At 46.3% G+C, this 21,400-nt stretch carries 17 protein-coding genes; 5 read left to right on the forward strand and 12 right to left on the reverse strand.

The window, feature by feature from the left end:
- The first annotated feature begins 43 nt into the window (after positions 1 to 43).
- From GZN30_RS19795 to secF, 3 genes are all read left to right on the forward strand, one after another.
- Positions 44 to 523, forward strand: a complete 480-nt coding sequence (locus GZN30_RS19795) for a hypothetical protein (protein ID WP_228481359.1) — start codon at positions 44 to 46, stop codon at positions 521 to 523.
- Positions 524 to 629: 106 nt separating this feature from the next.
- On the forward strand, positions 630 to 2,444 hold the full coding sequence (gene secD, locus GZN30_RS19800) for a protein translocase subunit SecD (RefSeq protein ID WP_075650824.1): 1,815 nt from the start codon (positions 630 to 632) through the stop codon (positions 2,442 to 2,444).
- Positions 2,445 to 2,446: 2 nt separating this feature from the next.
- Positions 2,447 to 3,343, forward strand: coding sequence for a protein translocase subunit SecF (gene secF / locus GZN30_RS19805; RefSeq protein ID WP_075650658.1), 897 nt, complete (start codon positions 2,447 to 2,449; stop codon positions 3,341 to 3,343).
- A gap of 110 nt (positions 3,344 to 3,453) precedes the next feature.
- On the opposite strand, the gene GZN30_RS19810 is transcribed toward secF, so the two are convergent.
- From GZN30_RS19810 to ppsR, 3 genes are all read right to left on the reverse strand, one after another.
- Complete coding sequence (locus tag GZN30_RS19810) at positions 3,454 to 4,881, reverse strand: coniferyl aldehyde dehydrogenase (RefSeq protein WP_075650660.1); 1,428 nt, start codon at positions 4,879 to 4,881, stop codon at positions 3,454 to 3,456.
- Positions 4,882 to 4,983: 102 nt separating this feature from the next.
- A complete protein-coding gene (locus GZN30_RS19815; RefSeq protein ID WP_075650662.1) occupies positions 4,984 to 5,415 on the reverse strand; it encodes a hypothetical protein in 432 nt (143 codons plus the stop codon).
- Between the two features lie 136 nt (positions 5,416 to 5,551).
- Entirely contained in the window at positions 5,552 to 6,385 is an 834-nt protein-coding gene (ppsR, locus tag GZN30_RS19820) for a posphoenolpyruvate synthetase regulatory kinase/phosphorylase PpsR (RefSeq protein ID WP_075650664.1), read from the reverse strand.
- A gap of 175 nt (positions 6,386 to 6,560) precedes the next feature.
- Here ppsR and ppsA point away from each other — a divergent pair, with 175 nt between their 5' ends.
- Complete coding sequence (ppsA, locus tag GZN30_RS19825) at positions 6,561 to 8,930, forward strand: phosphoenolpyruvate synthase (protein WP_075650666.1); 2,370 nt, start codon at positions 6,561 to 6,563, stop codon at positions 8,928 to 8,930.
- A 136-nt stretch (positions 8,931 to 9,066) separates the two neighbouring features.
- Here the strand turns inward: ppsA and GZN30_RS19830 are convergent, their stop codons facing one another.
- Genes GZN30_RS19830 through norV form a run of 3 tightly spaced genes read right to left on the reverse strand, consistent with a single transcriptional unit; the run spans position 9,067 to position 12,096 of the window.
- Complete coding sequence (locus GZN30_RS19830) at positions 9,067 to 9,405, reverse strand: DUF1971 domain-containing protein (protein WP_075650668.1); 339 nt, start codon at positions 9,403 to 9,405, stop codon at positions 9,067 to 9,069.
- A 29-nt stretch (positions 9,406 to 9,434) separates the two neighbouring features.
- Positions 9,435 to 10,586, reverse strand: a complete 1,152-nt coding sequence (gene norW, locus GZN30_RS19835; RefSeq protein ID WP_075650670.1) for an NADH:flavorubredoxin reductase NorW — start codon at positions 10,584 to 10,586, stop codon at positions 9,435 to 9,437.
- Between the two features lie 10 nt (positions 10,587 to 10,596).
- On the reverse strand, positions 10,597 to 12,096 hold the full coding sequence (gene norV / locus GZN30_RS19840; protein ID WP_075650687.1) for an anaerobic nitric oxide reductase flavorubredoxin: 1,500 nt from the start codon (positions 12,094 to 12,096) through the stop codon (positions 10,597 to 10,599).
- Positions 12,097 to 12,284: 188 nt separating this feature from the next.
- Here norV and norR point away from each other — a divergent pair, with 188 nt between their 5' ends.
- Positions 12,285 to 13,823, forward strand: coding sequence for a nitric oxide reductase transcriptional regulator NorR (gene norR / locus GZN30_RS19845; RefSeq protein WP_075650689.1), 1,539 nt, complete (start codon positions 12,285 to 12,287; stop codon positions 13,821 to 13,823).
- A gap of 148 nt (positions 13,824 to 13,971) precedes the next feature.
- Here the strand turns inward: norR and GZN30_RS19850 are convergent, their stop codons facing one another.
- From GZN30_RS19850 to GZN30_RS19875, 6 genes are all read right to left on the reverse strand, one after another.
- The gene (locus GZN30_RS19850) at positions 13,972 to 14,703 is read right to left on the reverse strand and encodes a DUF3726 domain-containing protein (protein ID WP_075650691.1); all 732 of its coding nucleotides are present in this window, start codon (positions 14,701 to 14,703) and stop codon (positions 13,972 to 13,974) included.
- Complete coding sequence (locus GZN30_RS19855) at positions 14,700 to 16,439, reverse strand: hypothetical protein (protein WP_075650693.1); 1,740 nt, start codon at positions 16,437 to 16,439, stop codon at positions 14,700 to 14,702. Before GZN30_RS19855 ends, GZN30_RS19850 begins: the two co-directional genes overlap by 4 nt.
- Before the next feature lie 110 nt (positions 16,440 to 16,549).
- A complete protein-coding gene (locus GZN30_RS19860) occupies positions 16,550 to 18,154 on the reverse strand; it encodes a BCCT family transporter (protein WP_075650695.1) in 1,605 nt (534 codons plus the stop codon).
- A gap of 114 nt (positions 18,155 to 18,268) precedes the next feature.
- Positions 18,269 to 19,255: a membrane dipeptidase gene (locus GZN30_RS19865; protein WP_075650697.1), complete on the reverse strand. Its 987-nt coding sequence runs from the start codon at positions 19,253 to 19,255 to the stop codon at positions 18,269 to 18,271.
- 67 nt (positions 19,256 to 19,322) lie between these two features.
- Positions 19,323 to 20,783 (reverse strand): aldehyde dehydrogenase family protein, encoded by a 1,461-nt coding sequence (locus GZN30_RS19870; protein WP_075650699.1) that lies wholly within the window; start codon positions 20,781 to 20,783, stop codon positions 19,323 to 19,325.
- Between the two features lie 95 nt (positions 20,784 to 20,878).
- A complete protein-coding gene (locus tag GZN30_RS19875) occupies positions 20,879 to 21,277 on the reverse strand; it encodes a RidA family protein (protein ID WP_075650702.1) in 399 nt (132 codons plus the stop codon).
- Between the last annotated feature and the right edge of the window lie 123 nt (positions 21,278 to 21,400).

Consider the following 21,400-nt stretch of genomic DNA (forward strand, 5'->3'; position numbering starts at 1 on the left):
AAGCAAGCTTATGATAGCGGCGATCAGAGATGTGAGTGATTGTATGAATTGTCAGTGGATTAAACAGTGCCGTATGGTGAGCGTAATGCTTAGCCTGCTGCTCGCCTGTTTGTTTGCTGGTAGTGCACTCGCTAGCCAAACAACTAGCGTCGCGCCAATCATTAAGCCTCTGCTCACCCAGCCTATCGAAGTTACTGTTTCAACCGCGCCTGTTGAACAAGACGATCCTGCGCATTTTTTCCAAATTGAACAACGTGCTCCGGCTAAATCGCTCTCTCCTAGCCTAGCCTCAATCCTGCGCAACGGTTCGTTTATTCCAGAACGCTTACACGAAGCAGAACCTACTTATGAATTAGTTTTCGACTTTACTGATTCAACCGCATCGACCTTAGTTTGGCGTGTCTACCTCACGCTCGATAATTGGTACGACTGGACACTTCATCCACCCTCGACCATGCACCGCATTGCCGGCTGGAAAGAGTCCAACATCCTCTATCGGTTTATCAGCCAAGCCGACGCATAACATTTTCCTCTCTATCGTTGCTCGTTGTTAACGAGTGTTTTGCTGCGCGTATAAAACGCACGGCATGAAATTAATCATTTGGCATTAGCCAAAGAGACGAATGTTTATGCGTACAAAAAAAACCAATCGTACCGTGCTGAACCATTACTCAGCATGGAAATATGTGGTTCTGGTAACCACGATTATCATTATGCTGCTAAGCGCCCTGCCATCTTGGTTTGGTGAAGATGCCGCTGTCATTGTTAACCATAAAGACACACCACTTTCTGTCGTCACCGTCAAACAACAACTTGAAGCCCATGGCATGGCGGTCAAGCGTATCGACCAAAGTGATGGTGAAACCACAGTCGTTTTAGATGATGCTGCGGATCAAAACCACGCCAAAACATTTTTGGCTGACTTCACCCCTGAAGATGACGTGGTAACGCTAGCGATGGTTCCAGCCGCTCCGGCTTGGCTACTTGAAATGGGCTTTAAGCCAATCAAACTGGGTCTAGACCTTCGTGGTGGTGTGCAATTCCTACTTGATGTCGACATGAATGAAGTGTTCCACTCACATGCCGAACAAGCTCTAGAAGCGATCAAAGATTACGCACGCCAAGAACGCCTACGTGGTGTTCGTGTTGAAACCAGCCGTGAATCAGGTTTACACATCAAAGCGCCAAATGAAGAAGCGATTGCGACTATTCGTCAATTTGTCCGTGAGCAATACCCTCAGTGGCAAGTACGTGGCGAAGGCGATAACGGCTTAGAAATGGCGCTGACTGATTCAGAAAAGCAAACACTAACCAGCCTAACCGTACAACAAAACTTGCAGACGATGCGTAGCCGTATCGAAGAGCTAGGCATCACTGAAGCGGCGGTTCAACGTCAAGGTGAACACCGTATTCGTATCGAACTGCCTGGTGTTCAAGACCCTGCTGCTGCGAAAAACGTTATTGGTGCGACAGCAAGTTTGGCTTTCTACGAGGTGAAACCAGAACGCACCATCAATACCATTATGATCCCTGACCAAGATGGTCGCCCTGTCTATGTGGTTCGCAAACCCGTTCTAACCGGTGAGCATATTGTCGATGCGCGCGCCGGAATGGGCGAAATGGGCATGCCAGAAGTCAACATCACGCTGGACTCGACTGGCGGTCACATGATGTCTGACTTCTCGGGCAAACACATTGGCAAACCAATGGCAACGGGCTACAGCGAATACAGCCGCGATGCCAAAGGGAATGTTGAGCAATCAAACACCATCATCAGTATCGCGACGATTCAGTCTCAATTGGGTAACCGCTTTAGAATCACCGGTGTTGGTCAGCTTAATGACGCTCAAGACCTAGCATTGCTATTACGTGCAGGCTCGCTGACTGCGCCAGTGACCATCGTAGAAGAACGTACCATCGGTCCATCTCTCGGTGCAGAGAACATTGAAAATGGTTTTGCTGCGTTAGCACTTGGCTTAAGCCTTACTCTACTCTTTATGGCGGTTTGGTATCGCAAACTGGGTTGGGTCGCGAACTTCGCACTGATGATCAACATGGTGATGCTGCTAGGCTTGATCGCCTTGTTACCAGGCGCGGTATTGACCCTACCAGGTATTGCCGGTCTAGTTTTAACTATCGGTATGGCGGTTGATACGAACGTACTGATCTTTGAACGTATTAAGGAAAAACTGCGTGAAAGTCGCAGTATGGCGCAATCCATCGACCTTGGCTTTAGCAGTGCTTTCGCCACCATCCTTGACTCCAACATCACAACACTGATCTCAGCGGCAACCTTGTACGCTATCGGTAATGGTCCAATTCAAGGCTTTGCACTAACGCTCGGTCTTGGTCTGCTGACCAGTATGTTCACTGGTATTTTCGCTTCGCGCGCAGTGATCAACATTATTTGGGGTAAAGATTCACGTCGTGGTGTGAGGGTATAACTATGAATAAATTAAACAAACTAACCAAATGGCGTCACGCAGGTAGCCTGCTTTCATGCCTATTTATCATTATCTCGATCTTCGCGCTTACAACGAAAGGGCTTAACTTCGGTCTTGATTTTACTGGCGGTATGATTAGTGAAGTGCGCCTCGATAGCACACTCACTGCGCCAGAGATCCAAACCAAATTAGAAGCTGCATTACATCAGCCGGTTTCAGTCGTTGCCACAGGCGATCAAGGTCAATGGATGTTGCGTTACGCAGCGCCAGAGAATCTCGAGCAACAACCTGAAATTAAGCCGCTATTAGAAAGCTTCTCTAAACAAGTCGAAATGCTCAACGTTAGCTTGGTTGGTCCACAAGTCGGTCAAGAGCTTGCCGAGCAAGGTGGTTTGGCAGTGCTGATCACCCTACTGGTGATCTTGGCTTACCTAAGCTTCCGCTTTGAGTGGCGTTTGGCTTCGGGTGCACTCCTCGCCCTAATGCACGATGTGTTTATTCTGCTTGGTTTCTTTGCTTTAACCGGATTGGAGTTTAATTTAACCGTACTCGCAGCCCTATTGGCGGTATTGGGTTACTCACTCAATGACTCAATCATCATCTCGGACCGCATTCGAGAACTATTAAAAGCCAACGTAAAACTGCCTATCGCTGAATTAAATAACCAAGCGATCCTCAATACCTTGTCACGTACCTTAATCACGTCTGGTACTACCTTGATCTCCGTGGTCTCTCTGTGGTTGCTTGGTGGTGAGCCGTTATACGGTTTCTCAGTCACTATGTTTATCGGCATTGTTGCTGGTACGTGGTCAACGATGACGATCGCAACGATTATCCCTGAATTGGCGAAACTTGGTCCTCAACACTACGCGCCAGAGCCAATTTCAGACGCGCCATAAACAGACTAACTGCCAGTAAAGTCAGCCTCAAAAAATACGATAAAGTGCTAAGTAAAACAGACCCGATTGGGTCTGTTTTTTTGTCTCTCATTTCAGAAAAATCCATCGGCTCAGCGTAACAACAGCTTTGACAGTAATTGTTTAAAACGAGCTTGATGCTCGATAAGCCATCGAGCGCGCGGTAGCCATGACGGGGTCGTTAGAACGGTTTTCGCTTTCGAGAAAGTACGAAAACCTTCCACACCATGATAATGCCCCATTCCAGCCTGACCAATACCGCCAAACGGTGCGTCCTTCGCTGACACGTGCAGCAAAGTGTCGTTAATGCACAAGCCACCACTGTGGGTTTGCTGGCGCACTTTTTCAATCAACCCTTTATCATTACTCATTAAATAGAGCGCCAATGGTCTTGGCTTATTCTCTATATACTCAAACACTTGGTGAATATGGCGATAACCAATCACAGGTAAAATAGGTCCAAAGATCTCTTCTTTCATCACTAACATGCTGTCAGTAAGATTGGTGACTAAATGTGGCAACAAAACGCGATCTTGTGCGTCGGCTTCGATGGTATGAATATTTGCGCCCTTTGTTTTAGCATCTTCGAGATAACCGTTTAGACGCTCAAATTGGGCTTGATTAATCACTTTAGTTAGAGGCTGGCAAGGCTCAATAAATAGCTGTGAGAAACGCTGTAGGTAACATTCAACAAACGCTTGCTGCTTGTTTTCAGGTAGTAATACGTAATCTGGAGCAACACAAATTTGACCAGCGTTAATCGATTTACCCATCAAGATCGCATCGACGGATTTTTCGATATCCGCATCAGGCGCAATGATCACTGGCGACTTACCTCCCAACTCAAGAGTTACTGGCGTCAGGTTTTTTGCCGCCTCTTGCGCCACCAGCTTACCCACCTGAGTCGACCCCGTAAAAAGCAAATGATCAAATGGCAGCTGCGAAAAGTACTGAGCGATTTCCACATCGCCTTCCACCACATAGACATGGTTATCGACTTCAGAAAATACTTGGGTTAGCACTTGATTAGTATGCGGGGTATGTTCGCTCAACTTAACCATCACTCGATTACCCGCGGCAAGAGCCGTAGCAATCGGACCAATACTGAGAAAAATTGGAAAGTTCCAAGGTACGATCACCCCAACCACACCCAGTGGCTGGTAGATGACTTCAAGCTTTGAAGGAGTGAGCATCAGCCCTGAACGACGTTTTGAGGGTTTCATCCATTGACGTAGGTGTTTACAACTATAGTTGATATGCTCTATCGCAGGCAGCAAGTCGCATATGACGCTATCAAACTCGCTGCGATAGCCATAATCATCACTCAACGCTTGTTGTAACTGTGGCTGAAAGCGAAGCAAAGCCAGTTTCAGTTTTTCCAACAAGTTCAGTCTTAAAGATAAATTGGCATAAGGCTCGGTTTGATACAGCGCACTCATCTCTTCAAATAGAGCATTTAACTCCGCTTGCGATTTGACATGTGCCTTTTGCCAAAGATTCAGATCGACGACTTTCTCCATTACCCTACTTCACTTCTAAGCCTATACAGATAATTAACGCAGATTCTAGAGTGGTTTACTCTTGAGCGTGTTGTATAAGATTAGCCATTATTGAGTCAAAAATCACTGGCGACGCATCATCCAAATGCCTTTACACGGACCATTAGTCAAAAACCAGCGTCCCTCAATCTGGTTGGCAACGGCTTGCGCTGAAAATCGATAGTCCCATTGGCGATTGTTGGCATACAGTTGCAAATTGCCTTGCGTATCTATCCAACCCTGCAACAGCGTTCCGTTATAGGTCAGAATCAATTTGGCAAATCCATTTTTCACCGTGCCTGTCATCGTGGTGCGCTCACAAAGATTGTTACCGGTGACATCAATACGACGTCCTTGCCATTCTCCATCAAATTGCTGCGAAACTTCAAAATCCGCTTCATCAGGTAATTTCGGAAACCGATCAGGGTTATTTGACCCAAACCAACCGAATTGGCGCCCTGCGACCAATAGCAATCCAAACCCTATCGTTGTCGCGACCAACAGCACCTTCTTCATTCAAATTACTCCTCTTCTACACAGAGCTAACTCTATCAATCACAACCAAGAGACGGAAAACTAGCTGCGTGATGCGCACCGCATACCGATTAGCATTTGATAACTATCCCATCATTTACACCAATATTTCATTGTTTTATAGCAAACGTCGTCTTAAACCAGATTTCTCCAAAATGCGGGTCGAGATTTCTTCTACCGACAGTGCCGATGTATTGATATAGGGAATCGCTTCACGGCGGAACAGAGCCTCAACGCTGGCAAGCTCCGCTAAACATTGCTCACTGCTGGCGTAGTCGCTGCCCGCTAAACGATTTTCACGAATTTGCGTTAAACGCTCAGGATCGATGGTTAAGCCAAACAGTTTGTGGCGGTGAATTTCAAACTCAGGTAATAGGCGAAGACGACGGATGTCCTCTTCGATAAAGGGATAATTCACCACGCGCAAACCAAACTGCATTGCCATATACAAGCTCGTTGGTGTCTTACCGCTGCGAGATACACCCAGCAAAATGATATCAGCCTTTTCTAACCCTTTTAGGGTGATGCCATCATCGTGTGCCAAGGTGTACTCAATTGCCGCAATACGATCAAAGTAAGTCTCTGAATCTTTGCTGACACTGCGAGACCGCTGCAACTTTGGTTCAGGGATTAAATTGGTATCGTTCTGCACTCGTTGCACCATGCTCTCGATCACATCGTAACAGTGAGCTGGTGCCTCTAGCAGCATTGCCTTTAGTTCAGGCAATACAATAGAGAAAAAAACTAACGGCTTTTCGCCATTTTTTTGATATGAGTACTGGATTTCCTTTAACAAATTTGTCAACTTTTCTTCACTTTCTATGAAGGGGAAAGTTTTTTCATTTGCTTTGAAAGGAAATTGACCCAGAACAACATGCCCTAAGGTCTCACATGTTATGGCGGTTCCGTCAGAAACATAGAATACATCACGACTTTGACTATTAATTTGCATGTTTTATTTAAACTTTCAAAATTATTTGATTAGGATAGCCCCATAATACAAATAAATAACCCGAGCAGACTATTACGCTGAGCACAGCTTTGAAAATTTGTTAAAAATTTTTTGAGATCTCACGTAAACGTTTGCCATAAAACCCTACACAAAATGCTGCATTCTGGAGAAAGACATGCAAAACAATACCCTATGGTTTAATGGCCTATCCATGGAAGATGTTGATAAGGTTGGTGGCAAAAATGCCTCGCTGGGTGAGATGGTTTCCAACCTCTCTAAAGCAGGCGTTTCCGTTCCTAACGGATTCGCGACGACCTCTTATGCCTTTAACCAATTCCTAGACCATGACGGTCTTGACGATCGCATTCACCAACTACTGGATGAACTCGACGTGAGTGACGTTGACGCGCTGCGTAAAACCGGTGCGCAAATTCGCCAATGGGTGTTAGATGCCCCTTTCCCAGCCGATTTAGAACAAGATATTCGTGCCAATTATGAGGAACTGACAGCCGGCAAGCCTGAAATGTCGGTTGCAGTTCGCTCATCTGCAACTGCGGAAGACTTACCAGACGCTTCCTTCGCAGGTCAGCAAGAAACCTTTCTCAACGTTAAAGGTATCGACGCAGTATTAGAAGCGACCAAACACGTGTATGCCTCGCTGTTTAATGACCGTGCGATTTCATACCGCGTCCACCAAGGCTTTAACCATCGTGGTATTTCGCTTTCAGCGGGTATCCAATGTATGGTTCGTTCAGACAAAGCCTCTTCTGGGGTTATGTTCACTCTAGACACTGAGTCGGGTTTTGACCAAGTGGTATTCATCACCTCTTCGTGGGGCTTAGGTGAAATGGTGGTTCAAGGCGCGGTGAACCCAGATGAGTTCTACGTTCACAAGCCAATGCTTGAAGCTGGCCAGCATCCGATTGTGAAAAAGACCTTCGGATCGAAACAGATCAAAATGATCTACTCACCAAACCCGGAAATTGGTAAACAAGTTGAAATCATCGATACCGATGAGCAAGAGCGCAACCAGTTCTCACTCAACGATGAAGAGATCAAAGAACTTGCCAAACAAGCGATGATCATCGAGCAGCACTACCAGCGTCCGATGGATATTGAGTGGGCAAAAGATGGTATCGATGGTCAGCTTTACATTGTGCAAGCTCGCCCTGAAACAGTGTGTTCCCAAAGCAACCAGAACGTGATTGAGCGTTACGAGCTAAACAACAAAGCGGAAGTACTACTGGAAGGTCGTGCGATTGGACAACGCATTGGTACGGGTCCTGTTCGCCTGGTCGATTCACTTGATCAAATGTCACTGGTACAAGATGGCGATGTATTGGTTACCGACATGACTGACCCTGATTGGGAACCAGTAATGAAAAAAGCCTCTGCCATTGTCACCAATCGCGGCGGTCGCACTTGTCACGCAGCCATCATTGCCCGTGAGTTGGGTATTCCTGCTATCGTTGGCTGCGGTAACGCAACGGAGCTGTTAGCCGATGGTTCGACTGTGACCGTTTCTTGTGCTGAAGGTGAAACTGGCTATGTTTACCAAGGCGAGTTGGACTTTGCCGTTAAACGCTCATCAGTAGACGAGCTACCACTGCTGCCAACCAAAGTGATGATGAACGTGGGTAACCCTGACCGAGCATTCGATTTTGCCCAAATCCCAAATGAAGGTGTGGGTCTTGCACGTTTAGAATTTATCATCAACAAGATGATTGGCATTCACCCGAAAGCACTGCTTAACTTCGATGCACAAAGCGATGAACTGAAAGCAGAGATCAGCCAACGCATTCGCGGCTACAAAGACCCTGTCGATTTTTACGTGAGTAAGCTGACCGAGGGTATTGCGACTATCGCGTCTGCGTTCTGGCCTAAGCGCGTTATCGTACGTATGTCTGACTTCAAGTCAAACGAGTATGGCAACCTAATCGGCGGTAAAGAGTACGAACCACACGAAGAAAACCCAATGCTGGGCTTCCGTGGCGCTTCTCGCTATATCTCACCAGACTTTGAAGAGTGCTTTGAACTAGAAACACGTGCAATCAAACTTGTCCGTAATGAGATGGGACTGAAGAACGTTGAAATCATGATCCCATTTGTACGTACTACCGATGAAGCCGCTTCGGTTATTGATCTGCTGGGTAAATTTGATTTGCGTCGTGGTGACCAAGGCTTAAAAGTAATCATGATGTGTGAGCTACCTTCAAACGCAATTTTAGCGGAAGAGTTCCTTAAGCACTTTGATGGCTTCTCAATTGGTTCAAACGACATGACTCAGCTCACTCTTGGCTTAGACCGTGACTCTGGTGATGTCGCCTATCTATTTGATGAGCGCAACCCAGCGGTGAAAGCTATGTTGAAGATGGCCATTGATGCCGCCACAAAAGCGGGCAAATATGTCGGTATTTGTGGTCAAGGTCCATCGGATCACGATGATCTTGCTCAGTGGTTAATGGAGCAAGGTATTAGTTCGGTATCACTAAACCCAGACACCGTTATCGATACCTGGCTTAAGTTGAGCAAAGTCGGTCAATAATCACGCCCACTCACAAAAAGAGTGAAAATCGATAAGATTAAGCCCCTGATTTCAGGGGCTTTTCCTAGGTACTACTTTTTCCCGATAAATAGACCTAATTCAATACCTATCGCTGTATATATAGTTATGGGTATCGCTATTTCTTAGTTTGAAATAACGCTGTACCGCTTTTATCTTGATTCGACCAAAAATTAATATTGAACTGCGCGTCTTCACTCATCTCAATACGGTGCCAGTACTGAGGTGGGCTAGTAGCAAATTGCCCTGCATTAATCACCACGGTCATTTCAGGTTCCGTCGCATACTCATCAGCGAACCCATAATACGTTACGACGCCCTCCATAACGCATATCTGACCAAATACACCTTGAGCGGTATTATGGTGAGTGAGCAATGCACTAGGTACTGTCGCTTTAGTAAAAAATGGCGTAGAACGTTGAACCGTCCAATCTTTTGGAATGCGTAGATGTGACATATTGATCCCCTTATCTAATTTACTGTCGTTCACGATGTAGACGCTGAGGTAGATAGCTCTCTAAGCAAAGGGAAAGCCTGCGTCACTTGTTCTCCACTGACGACAAAGCCTGTCAGCTGGTTATTGGCATTTTCTGCTTTTGCAACAATCCCGCCTTTGGAAAACTGCACACTCCAAGTCTCAACTTGAGCGAAACTGCCCGCCAATTGGATTGGATAACTGGGCGTTTTTACTTTCACCATCATTGGCGGCAATACTAAGCGCGCCTCCTCGCCCAGCAACTGTTTAGCCAGTACATTAGCGCTTAATACGATGGGTTGCAGATAAGGAAGCACCTTCCCTTCTATCTCAGCGCAATCGCCCAAGGCATACACATTGGTTACGGAAGTTTGCAGTTGAAGGTTAACGCAGATACCTTGATTGATTGCGATACCTGCCTCTCTTGCCAATGTGGTATTGGCTCGCAACCCTGCAGCACAAATTACCGCATCAGTGGCGATAGTATGTCCATTACTCAAGGTTACCACCTTAGAACCATTGGCATAATTCACCTCTGAGACACTGCGGCTAAGCCGCAACTTGATACCTTGCTGAATAAGATGATGCTCTAGAGGCAGCGCCACAAACTCGGGCAGTAAGTTTGCCAGTAAGCGCGTATTGGGTTCGACAATACTCACCTCTTTACCACTGCTCGCCAGATCCATCGCAAGCTCAACACCAATCAAGCCGCCGCCGATGACTAGAACTCGTTTAGCATCGCTTAATCTTGCTTCAACCGCTTGATACTCTTGCAGCGAGTTTAAGGTAATCACTTCTTGCACCGCATCACCTAGCATTGGCGGCACGAAGGCTTGTGCCCCGGTCGCAAACACCAATTTGGCATACGGATAAGTGCAGCCATTCACCACGATTTGTTGTGTTTGAGTATCGATACGTTCAACCACGCTATGGCTGAAAAGTTCAATACTATGCTGCTGGGCAAACTCTTGCGCCGTTTTTACCACTAGATCTCGTGCGGTTTGTTGCTTACTAAACACATGGCTAAGATCTGGCTTATTGTATTCAGCACCGTCATCAGCAGTAAACACTTGAATCGGGCTTAAGGCGTCGAGACGGCGCACGGACTTAACTAGCTGATAAGCTGCAAAGCCGCTACCAATAATAACAATCGGTGCTTTCATCTCGCCCTCCTTAACCTTGGTACTCAACAAACACATCTTTGCCCAAATGACACTCTGGACATAGGAAGTAATCCGGCACATCAGACCAAACTGTTCCGGGCTCAATGCCTTGGTTCGGCTCTCCTTGCGCAGGGTCATACACCCAATTACATACCGTGCATACCATACATTGGCAGTTATCTGGATGCACTTGAACACTCGCTTTATCTGATTCAACGACCACAACAGATTGGGTAGTCTCTTGGACGACTGGTTGCTCTGCATTGATTTGGCGAGTAAACGAAGAGGGATTAACCACTGAATGAGTTAGCTCTTTTGTTGCCCATAGCTTAGCTATGTTCTGACCGTGTTCGCGACATTCACGCATCGCTTTACCATCAGGTCGCCATTTCGTTTTCAGGCTTAACGCGGTTTCAAAACCAGCATCAGTTAAACGAGCATGAATACGGTCTACCGCCCCACCATTCCAACCGTAACTACCAAACGCTGCTGCTTTCTTTGCTTTAAAGCGAAGCCCAGTGATCTCCTCTAACATGCCGGCGATCTTAGGCATCATCACATTGTTCATGGTTGATGAGCCAACCAAGATGCCTTTCGAGCGAAATACATTCGCCAGAATTTCATTTTTATCCTGCTTCGAAACGTTGAAGACTTTAACCGCAACACCAGGATCAACATCGTGGATACCCTGAGCGATAGCATCTGCCATCATGCGAGTATTATTAGACATCGAGTCATAGAAAATGGTAATGCGGTCTTCTTGATAGTTGTCTGCCCACTCTAAGTACTGCTCGATTATTTGGACTGGGTTCTCACGCCAAACAATACCGTGTGATGTGGCTATCATGTCGACGGGCAAATTGAAACTGAGTACCTCTTTAATCTTAGCGGTCACTAAGCTGCTAAATGGCGTCAGAATATTTGAGTAATAACGTAAGCACTGTTCCATCAACTCATTTTGATCCACTTCGTCATTAAACAACCGCTCATCGCAGTAATGCTGACCAAATGCATCATTACTGAATAGCACAGCATCACCAGTTAGGTAGGTCATCATGCTGTCTGGCCAATGCAGCATTGGCGCTTCAACAAAGATCAGTTGCTTACCGTTACCAATATCAATACTGTCACCTGTTTTGACGGTTTTGAAATTCCATTCCGGGTGATGGTGATGACCAACAATCGAGTCAATCGCCGCTTCAGTACAGTAAATCGGCGTATTAGGGATTCTTTCCATCAAGGCAGATAACGCACCTGAATGGTCTTCTTCAGCATGGTTGATTACAATAAAGTCAATGGTATTCAAATCGACTTCCATCGCTAAATTTTGAATAAACTGCTGGCTAAATCGATGGTCAACCGTATCAATCAGGACTGTTTTTTCTTCACGGATTAGGTAACTATTGTAACTCGTGCCTTTGGTCATTTTATATTCGGTTCCGTGGAACTCTTGAACTTCCCAGTCGCGTTGACCAACCCAATGAACGTTGTTTTTTACGTGAATTGTCATAATTACAGCCTCAGATAACAAATAATCAAAAATATTGTCTTAGCTATTGCATCGTGTGTGCCAAGTTTTTATATCGAATAAATTCAGATGCTTAACCAAAAACAAATCACCAAAAGTGTCTTATTGACACAGTTGAATTTTGTTATTAAGACACTACAATTGTCATATGGACACAGACGGTATTCATCATGACTTCATTAATTGCTCAGTGGCTTCACATTACACAAGATCTCAACTCGGCACTGACTCGACAGGCGCGCTTTGACACTCTACTCACCACCATTCGTGAGGTACTTCAATGCGACTCTTCGGCTCTACTTCTTTTTGAAGAACAGCACTTTAAGCCACTAGCAATCAACGGATTGGCAAGCGAGGTCCTAGGCAGACGCTTCTCTATAGAGCAGCATCCTCGTCTAGAAGCCATCGCTCGTGCAGGAGATATCGTCCGTTTTCCATCGGATAGTGATTTACCCGACCCGTATGATGGATTGATTCCCAACCATGACGATAAACTCCACGTGCATTCTTGTATTGGTTTACCGCTATTGATTGATGATCAATTGATTGGGGCGATTACCATCGATGCCTTTGACCCCAACCAGTTTGATGGTCTATTAAACCAAGAGTTACGCTTTATTAGCGCGCTAGCAGCGGGCGGTTTGCATACCGCGCTATTGCTAGAACAGTTGGAAACCCAAACCAGCCTGCCGCGCGATTCTTATGCGGAAAAGCGAACATTAAGTAATGAGATCATTGGTCACTCCAGTGGTATGCTCGCACTACAACAACAAATCGATGCGGTGGCAGATACTGAACTGTCCGTATTGGTCATGGGAGAAACCGGCGTTGGTAAAGAATTGGTTGCCAATGCGCTCCATCATCGCTCGAACCGAGCCAATCACACCTTGGTCTATCTCAACTGTGCCGCGTTACCCGAGTCTGTCGCAGAAAGTGAGCTATTTGGCCATATCAAAGGGGCGTTTACTGGTGCAATCAGCAATCGAAAAGGCAAGTTTGAGCAAGCCGATGGCGGCACTCTATTCTTAGATGAAGTGGGGGAACTCTCTTTAGAGCTACAAGCGAAATTATTGCGAGCTTTACAATATGGCGACATTCAGCGTGTTGGTGATGATCGTCATATCCGAGTCAATACTCGGATTGTTGCTGCCACGAATCGGGTGCTACATGAAGAAGTGACGGCTGGTCGTTTCCGCGCTGACTTATACCATCGTTTGAGTGTATTTCCTCTGCATGTGCCGCCACTGCGTGAGCGAGAAAACGATGTCGTGCTGCTCGCTGGCTTCTTTGCCGAGCAACTGAGAAATAAGTTAGGGCTCAACAGTATCCGCCTTGCACCGACTCTCGTCCTGGCTCTCAAAGAATACGCATGGCCAGGAAACGTGCGTGAGTTAGAGCATGTAATTAAACGCGCGGGTGTACTGGCTAAAGCACGCTCGAACAGTTTAGATATTGAATTAGTCGAACAGGATTTTGATATCAAAATGCCGAATCAAAGCTTAGTGGAGACACAAACCACCACTAACAAGGCACAAGCATTACCTATCCTAGCTGAAAAAGGATTGAAACAAGCGACAGACACCTTTCAGAAAACCATGATTGTACAAGTGCTAGAACAAAATCAAGGTAACTGGGCTGCCACCGCACGGCAATTAGAGATCGATAATGGCAATTTGCATCGTTTAGCGAAAAGATTAGGGCTTAAGTAACTCGCTAAATATTAGAATATACGCACAAAGTATTTTCCAAGCTCTCTTAACCAAGAAAGCCAAACAACATCAACACAACAACTTACTAGTTGATGGGCGTAAGCACGCTGCCTACGCCCTATAGATTGCCATTTTTAACCAGACAGTATTACACCAACTCCCCTGCCCCTTGAACCGAGCGTTCACTGTTTTCAACTAGGAAAACCGTAGCAGTTTGCTTAAGCGCTTCCCATTCTGCGTCTTCGATAAAGATACCCTCTTCCCATGATGTTTTCTGCGCACGGCTCAGCTCTTCACCATCAATATGAATTGCGTAACCTTGAGAGCTCGCTTCAATATCAAAATCCGTTACGGCAAGCTCTATCGTCATACTGTGATAATCGGTACTGTTGTCTTCAATCTGATCAGAAAAGAATACCTCTGGTGTAATCCGCCCACGGTTTAACACATACAAGGTTCGCTTTGGACTAGTGCCGTTAACCCACTGAGCACGGCACGCAATGCCTTTGGCAGAGAGCCTGACTAGCTCACTAAATGCTAACCAGCGATTGTGGCATTGTTTAAGAGTAATGATGACGCTCTTACTGTTGACCATTTTCTCAAGCGCAAAATCCAATACCGCAGGTAAATGACAAGCGATACTGCCATTATGCAGATCGACTTCAATATGAGACTCTGTATTGCTCGTAATGCTGACTGCGCAGTCCGAATCTAAGTTGAGAAACAGGCTGGCGTTGTTGAAGTGACGCACACCATGCAAACCCACCATTTGCAAATCCGCAACCATATTGGCGATCACATCCGCCTCGCCACAGTGACGGCGCATACCAAGAAAGGCTTTGTTTACCGCTGCTACCAGCTCGTTATGCGAGACGATCATAATGCAAAACCTCCACTGATTTTTTGATTTTCGCTTTGTGCGATTTCTTCACGCTCTGGCATGGTTGGAAAAATCCACGTATCGCTGAAACGCGGGTCTTGAATCTCATCGAGCAATGGGGCACCTTGGAAGAAGGTCACGCGAACCCATCGGTCTGAACGAGGATCAAACTTGGTCGCCCCGAAGATCGCTAATTTACAGCGTAGTAGATGCATCGGCAGTGCGTCTTCACGAAGCACGTTCATCTGGATATCACCCATTTCTCGATTGCCAAGCGTCCATACACGACGAGTGATTGCTCGATATTGCGGATGTTGCAATAAAAACTCTGCCAACGATGTCTCTGGCTGACACGTTTGCAGCGCATGGTATAGACGGTTTACTTGTCGCCCGACATCAAGCGGCAACTCACGTTCTTCACCAATCTCTTCCCCACGAACACCCAGTCTCGGTTCTTCTTTGTCTTGCGAACGATACCAGAACCAATAGTTGTTATCTGGTAACGCGTAGTCAGCATCGATTGACCAACGATATTTATTCTCTAGTATTTGCAAAACATCATGAACACGTTTACCTCCAGGAATAGAAAGCGATTCATCAGTGTTCATTTGATTTTCAAATTCATCAACCAAAGACGGGTAAAGCTCTATCAAACATGAAGTTAGGATTTCTTGGGCTTCCAAACTCATGGTTGTGGTTTGTTTAACCAAGCTTGCCCAATTCGAGTGCTCTGTCATCAAAGCATTTAAGTTAATTTGTAGAGCTTGGAGATCAGCAATGGCTTGATGGTTAAGTTGATCTTGATGTTGATTGATTGTTATCACTTGCTCTAAGTGTCGCTGTGCTTTTTCCAGCAAGGCTTTTAGCGGCAGCTCTAACTCTACAGGTTCACATGGCATGGCAAGTACATTGGCAATCGCACGCTCACGTGATGTCATCCATTGGTCAACAATACATGGATGGTTGATTAAATATGGCGCCATACCCAAGCCAGTTGCGTTCCCTACACCGAGATAGCGCTGCAGACCTTTATGGAGTGCAACTGCGTTATCTCCGCCTTTTTTCGCAGCAAGGTAATGAACCCAATCTAAACTGAATTCACGCAGCATATAAACGGCACACATTTGAGCACTGAACGACTGGTTGAAATCAGGGTTGTTCTCAAGCAATTTAAAATCGGCAATGCCAAATTTACCGTTACCATAAACGGCGGTGGTTCTTAGAATATAGCCAACTTCCGCAAGCTCAGCGGGCTCTGGCTGCCCACCTTTAGCAAGTGCACTCACGATGTGTTCAAACACACGAACACTCTTATTTGCACGAGCAAGCACAAGCACGTTGTTTGGATTACGTCCCGCTTCTTGGAGAGGCACATTAGCACGAAGTCGTTCTATCAGTTCAACATTGACTTCACCTTTAACCAGCGCAAAAGTCACGTCCCATTTTTCGGCAATGACTCGGTCGTTACGCTCTTCATCAGCAATTTCATCACAGAACACAACCAAGTGATACACATGTTCCGGTGTCGCTAATTTGTAAATCACATGACCAAAACCACGTGGACACAATTGCCACTCATGTTTACTCACTTGCCATTCCTGACTTGCCATTTTTCGAATCAAGCTTCGCACAAAGCTGATTCGATTTTGGTGCATAGCCCCTAGCCTGTCTGGTGCCATCACAATAGCAGCGTTGCGAAGTGTTGTTTCAGTATAAGTAGAACGATGTGCATCCATTTTGCTCACCACCTATTTTTATTGTAAGAATAAGGGCTTGTTTAGGTGCAGGAGGATTCACCCGCACAAGCTCCACGTTATTGAATTTGCTCGTGTTGTTATTGCCGTTGCTATAACCCTTGCTCTTTTGCCATCTTGATGGCGATCTGCGGAGCATTCCAAAGTGACGGCAACAATATTAATGACACTGGAACGGCCGTAATCACGATGAACGATTGCAATGCTGAAATACCACCAGAGCCAAGTGAGATGAGAATCAATGCCGTGATCCCCATAGCCACGCCCCAGAAGGTACGAATAATCGCATTGGGTTCTGTCTCACCACTGATCACCACACTGATGGTGTACGTCATTGAGTCACCGGTAGTAACGATGAAGATAGTCGTCAAAATCAAGAACAAGATTGAAACCAACATTGGCATCGGCAGTTGTTGAGTCACTGCGAGTAACGCGCCGGGTAAGTTGAAACCTTCAAATGCCGCACTTACACTGCCTGGATTGGCAATTTCAAATGCTAAGCCAGAGCCACCAACGATGGTGAACCAAAAACAGGTGGTAAGCGGAGCAACAATGCTGATAGTCGTGATAATTTGGCGAATGCTGCGACCACGAGAAATGCGGGCAATAAAGATTGCCATCATCGGTCCATAGCCTAAGAACCAGCCCCAGAAGAACACTGTCCACCAGCTCAACCAACCTTCATCGCCACGGTAAGTTGCCATTGGGATGAAATTATCTAGCATGCTACCCACACCTTGAATGTAACCATTGAAGATGAAATCTGTTGGACCAAATAGCAGGATATAAACCATCAACGCCAGCGCGAGAATGACGTTGTAGCGACTCAGCATTTGCATCCCACGGTTCAAGCCACTTAACGCAGATACGGTGTACAACACAATCGCGAACAAAATAATGATCAACTGCGTAGTAAAGCCATCTGGGATATCAAACAGCGCATTTAACGCATAGCTAACCTGTAAACCTAAGAATCCAATCGGACCAATGGTTCCTGCCGCTACGGCGATGATGCAGCATGCGTCAATCAACGCACCTGTTTGACCTTTTAACGCTCGCTCCCCCAATACTGGATAAAGCAGAATACGAGGTTTTAACGGTAAGCCTTTATCATAATGTAAATGCATCACCACGATAGACGTTAAACTGCCAACGATAGCCCACGCGAGAAATCCCCAATGCATAAAAGATTGCGATAGCGCGTTTACGGCACCTTGCTGCGGGTTATCTTGCGGACCATACAAAGGTGGAGGACTCACGTAATGCGCGATAGGCTCTGCCGCCGCCCAAAATACACCGCCGCCAGCTAAAAGCGTACAAAAGATGATTGCCATCCAACGAAAACCATCCATCTCCGGTTTTGTTGTTCCGCCTAAAATCACCTTACCTGTTCGCCCTGCCGCCAAGCCAAGACCAATAAGAAAAGTGAGAAGAAGCAGTATCTGCCAATACGGACCAAAGACTTTTACTGACCACGCAAAACCAGTATTGACTAACGTTGATAGCAGCTCTCCGTCGTAAAGCGCGATCGCTACGAACAAGGCAATAAATCCACCGCTATACCAAAGCGCAGGGTTACCCAGTCCTAACTTGTCCGGTGAGTTTTCTATTGCTGATGTGTCGCTGTGTTTTGCTTGGTGCTTCTTTGATGACACGCTCATCGTTGAAGCTTTCATGCTATTGCTTAGATCAGACATACTCTGACTCCAGAGGTTGTTTGCAGCTGCCTTAACGGCTACAAAAAGTGACTTTAACACCCGCCTTATTATTATTTTTTGAGCAGGCTATTCCATGTTCAGTTGGGTTATGACTTAGTTAGCCCCCAATCCTTCTTTCAAGAAGTTAAACCAGTTCTCACCCAGGATTTTTCCTGCCTCAGATTCACTGAATCCATGACGCATTAAGCCGTCGTAAATGTTCTCCATCCCTTTGCTGCCACTAAACCAAGGTAGCGCGTCTGGCCACCCTGCGTTGCTGGCGGATCCTTCTCCATAGTCCATTGCTTTCGACCAACGCCCGTTACGCATCCACTCAAGCACTTGCTGTGGCTGATTTAAACAAAGATCACTGCCGATGCCTAAATGATCCACACCAAACTGGTCGGCAGTTTTCGCGACCATTTGGCAGAAATCTTCTAGCGTGCATTGGCTGCCGTTTGGAAGATGGAATGGGTAAAGACTAAAGCCAATCAAACCGCCACGTTCGGTGAGCGCTTTAATGACGTTGTTCGATTTGTTGCGCAGAGCATCATGAGCAAAGGTTGGGTTAGCGTGACTAATACAAATGGGACGTGAAGAAAGGTCAATCGCTTCCAACGTTGAGCGCTCTGCGCTGTGGGACATATCGATGATCATCCCGACACGGTTCATCTCTTCGATGGCTTGTTTACCAAAGCGTGTGACACCAGAGTCGTTCTGTTCATAACACCCTGTCGCCAGCAAGCTTTGGTTGTTGTACGTCAGTTGCATAATCAGCAAACCTTGGCGACGCATAACTTCTATTAAGCCAATTTCATCGTCAATTGGGGAGCAATTCTGTGCGCCAAAAAAGACACCGACCTTACCCTCTGCTTTTGCTTTCTCGACGTCAGCCATCGAGTAAATAGGCATAATCAGATCTGCATTTTGTTCAAATCGCAGATTCCACTCGGCAAAGCGAGTTAAGGTCTCGCGTGCATTTTCATGATAAACAATCGTCGCATGCACAGCCGTAATACCACTCGCCTTCAGCGTTTGGAAGTATTCTCGATCCCAATTGCAGTACTGCAATCCATCAATCACAATCCGTTGTTGGTACATAACCACTCCTTAAACGTTAATGATCCTTTAAAGTGGGGCAGCAGAATCCTCGGCTGCCCTATTTCACTTAGTAAGGACGTTGATAAGCGGTTTTCACCACGGTGTAGAATTCTTTCGCATACTGACCTTGCTCACGTGGACCAAAGCTTGACTCTTTACGACCACCAAACGGCACGTGATAATCCGTCCCTGCAGTTGGTAGGTTGACCATCACACAACCCGTTTGAACCTGCTGTTTGAAGATGGCGCTATTACGAAGACTTTGTGTGATAATGCCACCCGTCAAACCAAAGCGAGTATCGTTCGCGACAGCAATCGCTTCATCCAAGTCAGAAACTCGAATCACGCTCGCCATCGGCGCAAACACTTCTTCTTGATTCACTTCCCAACTGTTTTGCGTATTGAGGAAAAGGGTCGGCGACATGTAGAAACCGTCATGTTCTAAGTTCAAACGCTCGCCACCAAATGCTAACTCCGCACCACTTTGACGTGCTTTCTCAATCCATTCAAAGTTGGCATTCAACTGGTTTCCATCAACAACCGGTCCCATGAAAACGCCGTCTTCTAAAGCGTGACCGACTTTAAGTTCACTCATACGTTTAATCAGTGCTTCCACGTAGGCATCGTGAATGCCATCCATAACGACCAGACGAGATGACGCGGTACACTTCTGACCTGCGCCAGAGAAAGAACCTGCAATAGTTGCTTCAACGGCGATTTGAATGTCAGCATCATCGGCAACCACCAGTGCGTTCTTACTACCCATTTCTAGCTGGCAGCGAACAAAATTTGGTGCCGTCGCTGCGGCTACTTTGCGTCCGGTATCAACCGAGCCAGTAAAGCTCACACCATTTACGTCTTTCGAGTTGATGAGCGTGTTACCCACTTGCGAGCCGCTGCCTAACACAAGGTTGAACGTGCCTGCTGGTAAGCCTTGACGATGGATAATCTCCGTCAGTGCAACCGCACTAGCGGGCGTTAGGTTAGCGGGCTTCCATACTACGCTGTTACCGAACGCAAGCGCTGGTGCGATTTTCCATGCCGCCGTAGCAGTTGGGAAATTCCAAGGAGAGATAATGGCGATAACGCCGACGGCTTCACGAGTTACCTCAACGGAAACGCCTGGACGGACAGAAGCTGCGTTATCGCCAATTTGACGCAGCACTTCCGCCGCGAAATATTGGAAGAATTGACCTGCACGGTAGATCTCACCACGACCTTCAGCAAAAGGTTTACCTTCTTCACGTGAAAGCAGTGTGCCAAGCTCATCACAACGAGCAATCAACTCATCACCAATCGCCTGCAAAACCGCTTGTTTGCGCTCAATCGGTGTTTTTTCCCACTCTGGCTGCGCGACTTTGGCAGCTTGAATGGCTTGCTCTACTTGACCTTCGCTCGCCTGAGCAAAATCACCTAAGTTCTCACTGATGTCTGAAGGGTTAATGTTCGCAACCGTATTAATACCTGATTGCCATTCGCCTGCAATATAGAGAGATTTCTCTGCTTGAACACTATTGATAAAAGTCATTGCTCTGTCCTTATTCTTCCTGACGACTGGTGGTCGTCACCAGCTCACTAATCTCACTGACAAAAGCCCTATGGTGAGGCTCTGGTTGTTATTCTTTACTCTGGCTGACTCGCAGATGCGTACACCACAAACTCCACTAACATCTCTTCACGTGCTAGTCCTGCGACAACCATAGCGGCACGATTAGGGTAAGGCGCGTCAAAATACTCCGCGTAGACTTGGTTAACCGTTTTTAAGTACTCACGATCCGTCACATAAATCAGCACTTGCAGAACAGAGTCTAAGGACTCCCCTGCACACTCCAGTGTGTGAATGAGATTATTGAAGGTTTGACGAGTTTGCGCTTCGATACCGCCTTCCACGACAGCACCTGTATCATCAATTGGGATTTGCGCCGTGTATAAAGTGCCATTGTTGACGATTGCCCATTCCAGCGGTGCTTTAGACGCAAACAATGCGGTTTTGACTGGGTATTTTTTCGTAGAAGTATTCACGTGCTTTTCAACCTTTGTAACAACCTTGTTTCGAGATAGTTAAATACTGCACATTGACAGGCGATAAATCTAACGGTAAATTTTTTACATTTGATAAGAAAAATCTATCACCTTATAAAAACT

It is taken from the genome of Vibrio ponticus (assembly GCF_009938225.1).
GTDB classification, from domain to species: Bacteria; Pseudomonadota; Gammaproteobacteria; order Enterobacterales; family Vibrionaceae; genus Vibrio; species Vibrio ponticus.

Excerpts from the sequence above, each read along its gene's own strand:
- GZN30_RS19795 (WP_228481359.1), top strand. The coding sequence starts at position 44 with ATGAATTGTCAGTGGATTAAACAGTGCCGTATGGTGAGCGTAATGCTT.
- secD (WP_075650824.1), top strand. The coding sequence starts at position 630 with ATGCGTACAAAAAAAACCAATCGTACCGTGCTGAACCATTACTCAGCA.
- secF (WP_075650658.1), top strand. The coding sequence starts at position 2,447 with ATGAATAAATTAAACAAACTAACCAAATGGCGTCACGCAGGTAGCCTG.
- GZN30_RS19810 (WP_075650660.1), bottom strand. The coding sequence starts at position 4,881 with ATGGAGAAAGTCGTCGATCTGAATCTTTGGCAAAAGGCACATGTCAAA.
- GZN30_RS19815 (WP_075650662.1), bottom strand. The coding sequence starts at position 5,415 with ATGAAGAAGGTGCTGTTGGTCGCGACAACGATAGGGTTTGGATTGCTA.
- ppsR (WP_075650664.1), bottom strand. The coding sequence starts at position 6,385 with ATGCAAATTAATAGTCAAAGTCGTGATGTATTCTATGTTTCTGACGGA.
- ppsA (WP_075650666.1), top strand. The coding sequence starts at position 6,561 with ATGCAAAACAATACCCTATGGTTTAATGGCCTATCCATGGAAGATGTT.
- GZN30_RS19830 (WP_075650668.1), bottom strand. The coding sequence starts at position 9,405 with ATGTCACATCTACGCATTCCAAAAGATTGGACGGTTCAACGTTCTACG.
- norW (WP_075650670.1), bottom strand. The coding sequence starts at position 10,586 with ATGAAAGCACCGATTGTTATTATTGGTAGCGGCTTTGCAGCTTATCAG.
- norV (WP_075650687.1), bottom strand. The coding sequence starts at position 12,096 with ATGACAATTCACGTAAAAAACAACGTTCATTGGGTTGGTCAACGCGAC.
- norR (WP_075650689.1), top strand. The coding sequence starts at position 12,285 with ATGACTTCATTAATTGCTCAGTGGCTTCACATTACACAAGATCTCAAC.
- GZN30_RS19850 (WP_075650691.1), bottom strand. The coding sequence starts at position 14,703 with ATGATCGTCTCGCATAACGAGCTGGTAGCAGCGGTAAACAAAGCCTTT.
- GZN30_RS19855 (WP_075650693.1), bottom strand. The coding sequence starts at position 16,439 with ATGGATGCACATCGTTCTACTTATACTGAAACAACACTTCGCAACGCT.
- GZN30_RS19860 (WP_075650695.1), bottom strand. The coding sequence starts at position 18,154 with ATGTCTGATCTAAGCAATAGCATGAAAGCTTCAACGATGAGCGTGTCA.
- GZN30_RS19865 (WP_075650697.1), bottom strand. The coding sequence starts at position 19,255 with ATGTACCAACAACGGATTGTGATTGATGGATTGCAGTACTGCAATTGG.
- GZN30_RS19870 (WP_075650699.1), bottom strand. The coding sequence starts at position 20,783 with ATGACTTTTATCAATAGTGTTCAAGCAGAGAAATCTCTCTATATTGCA.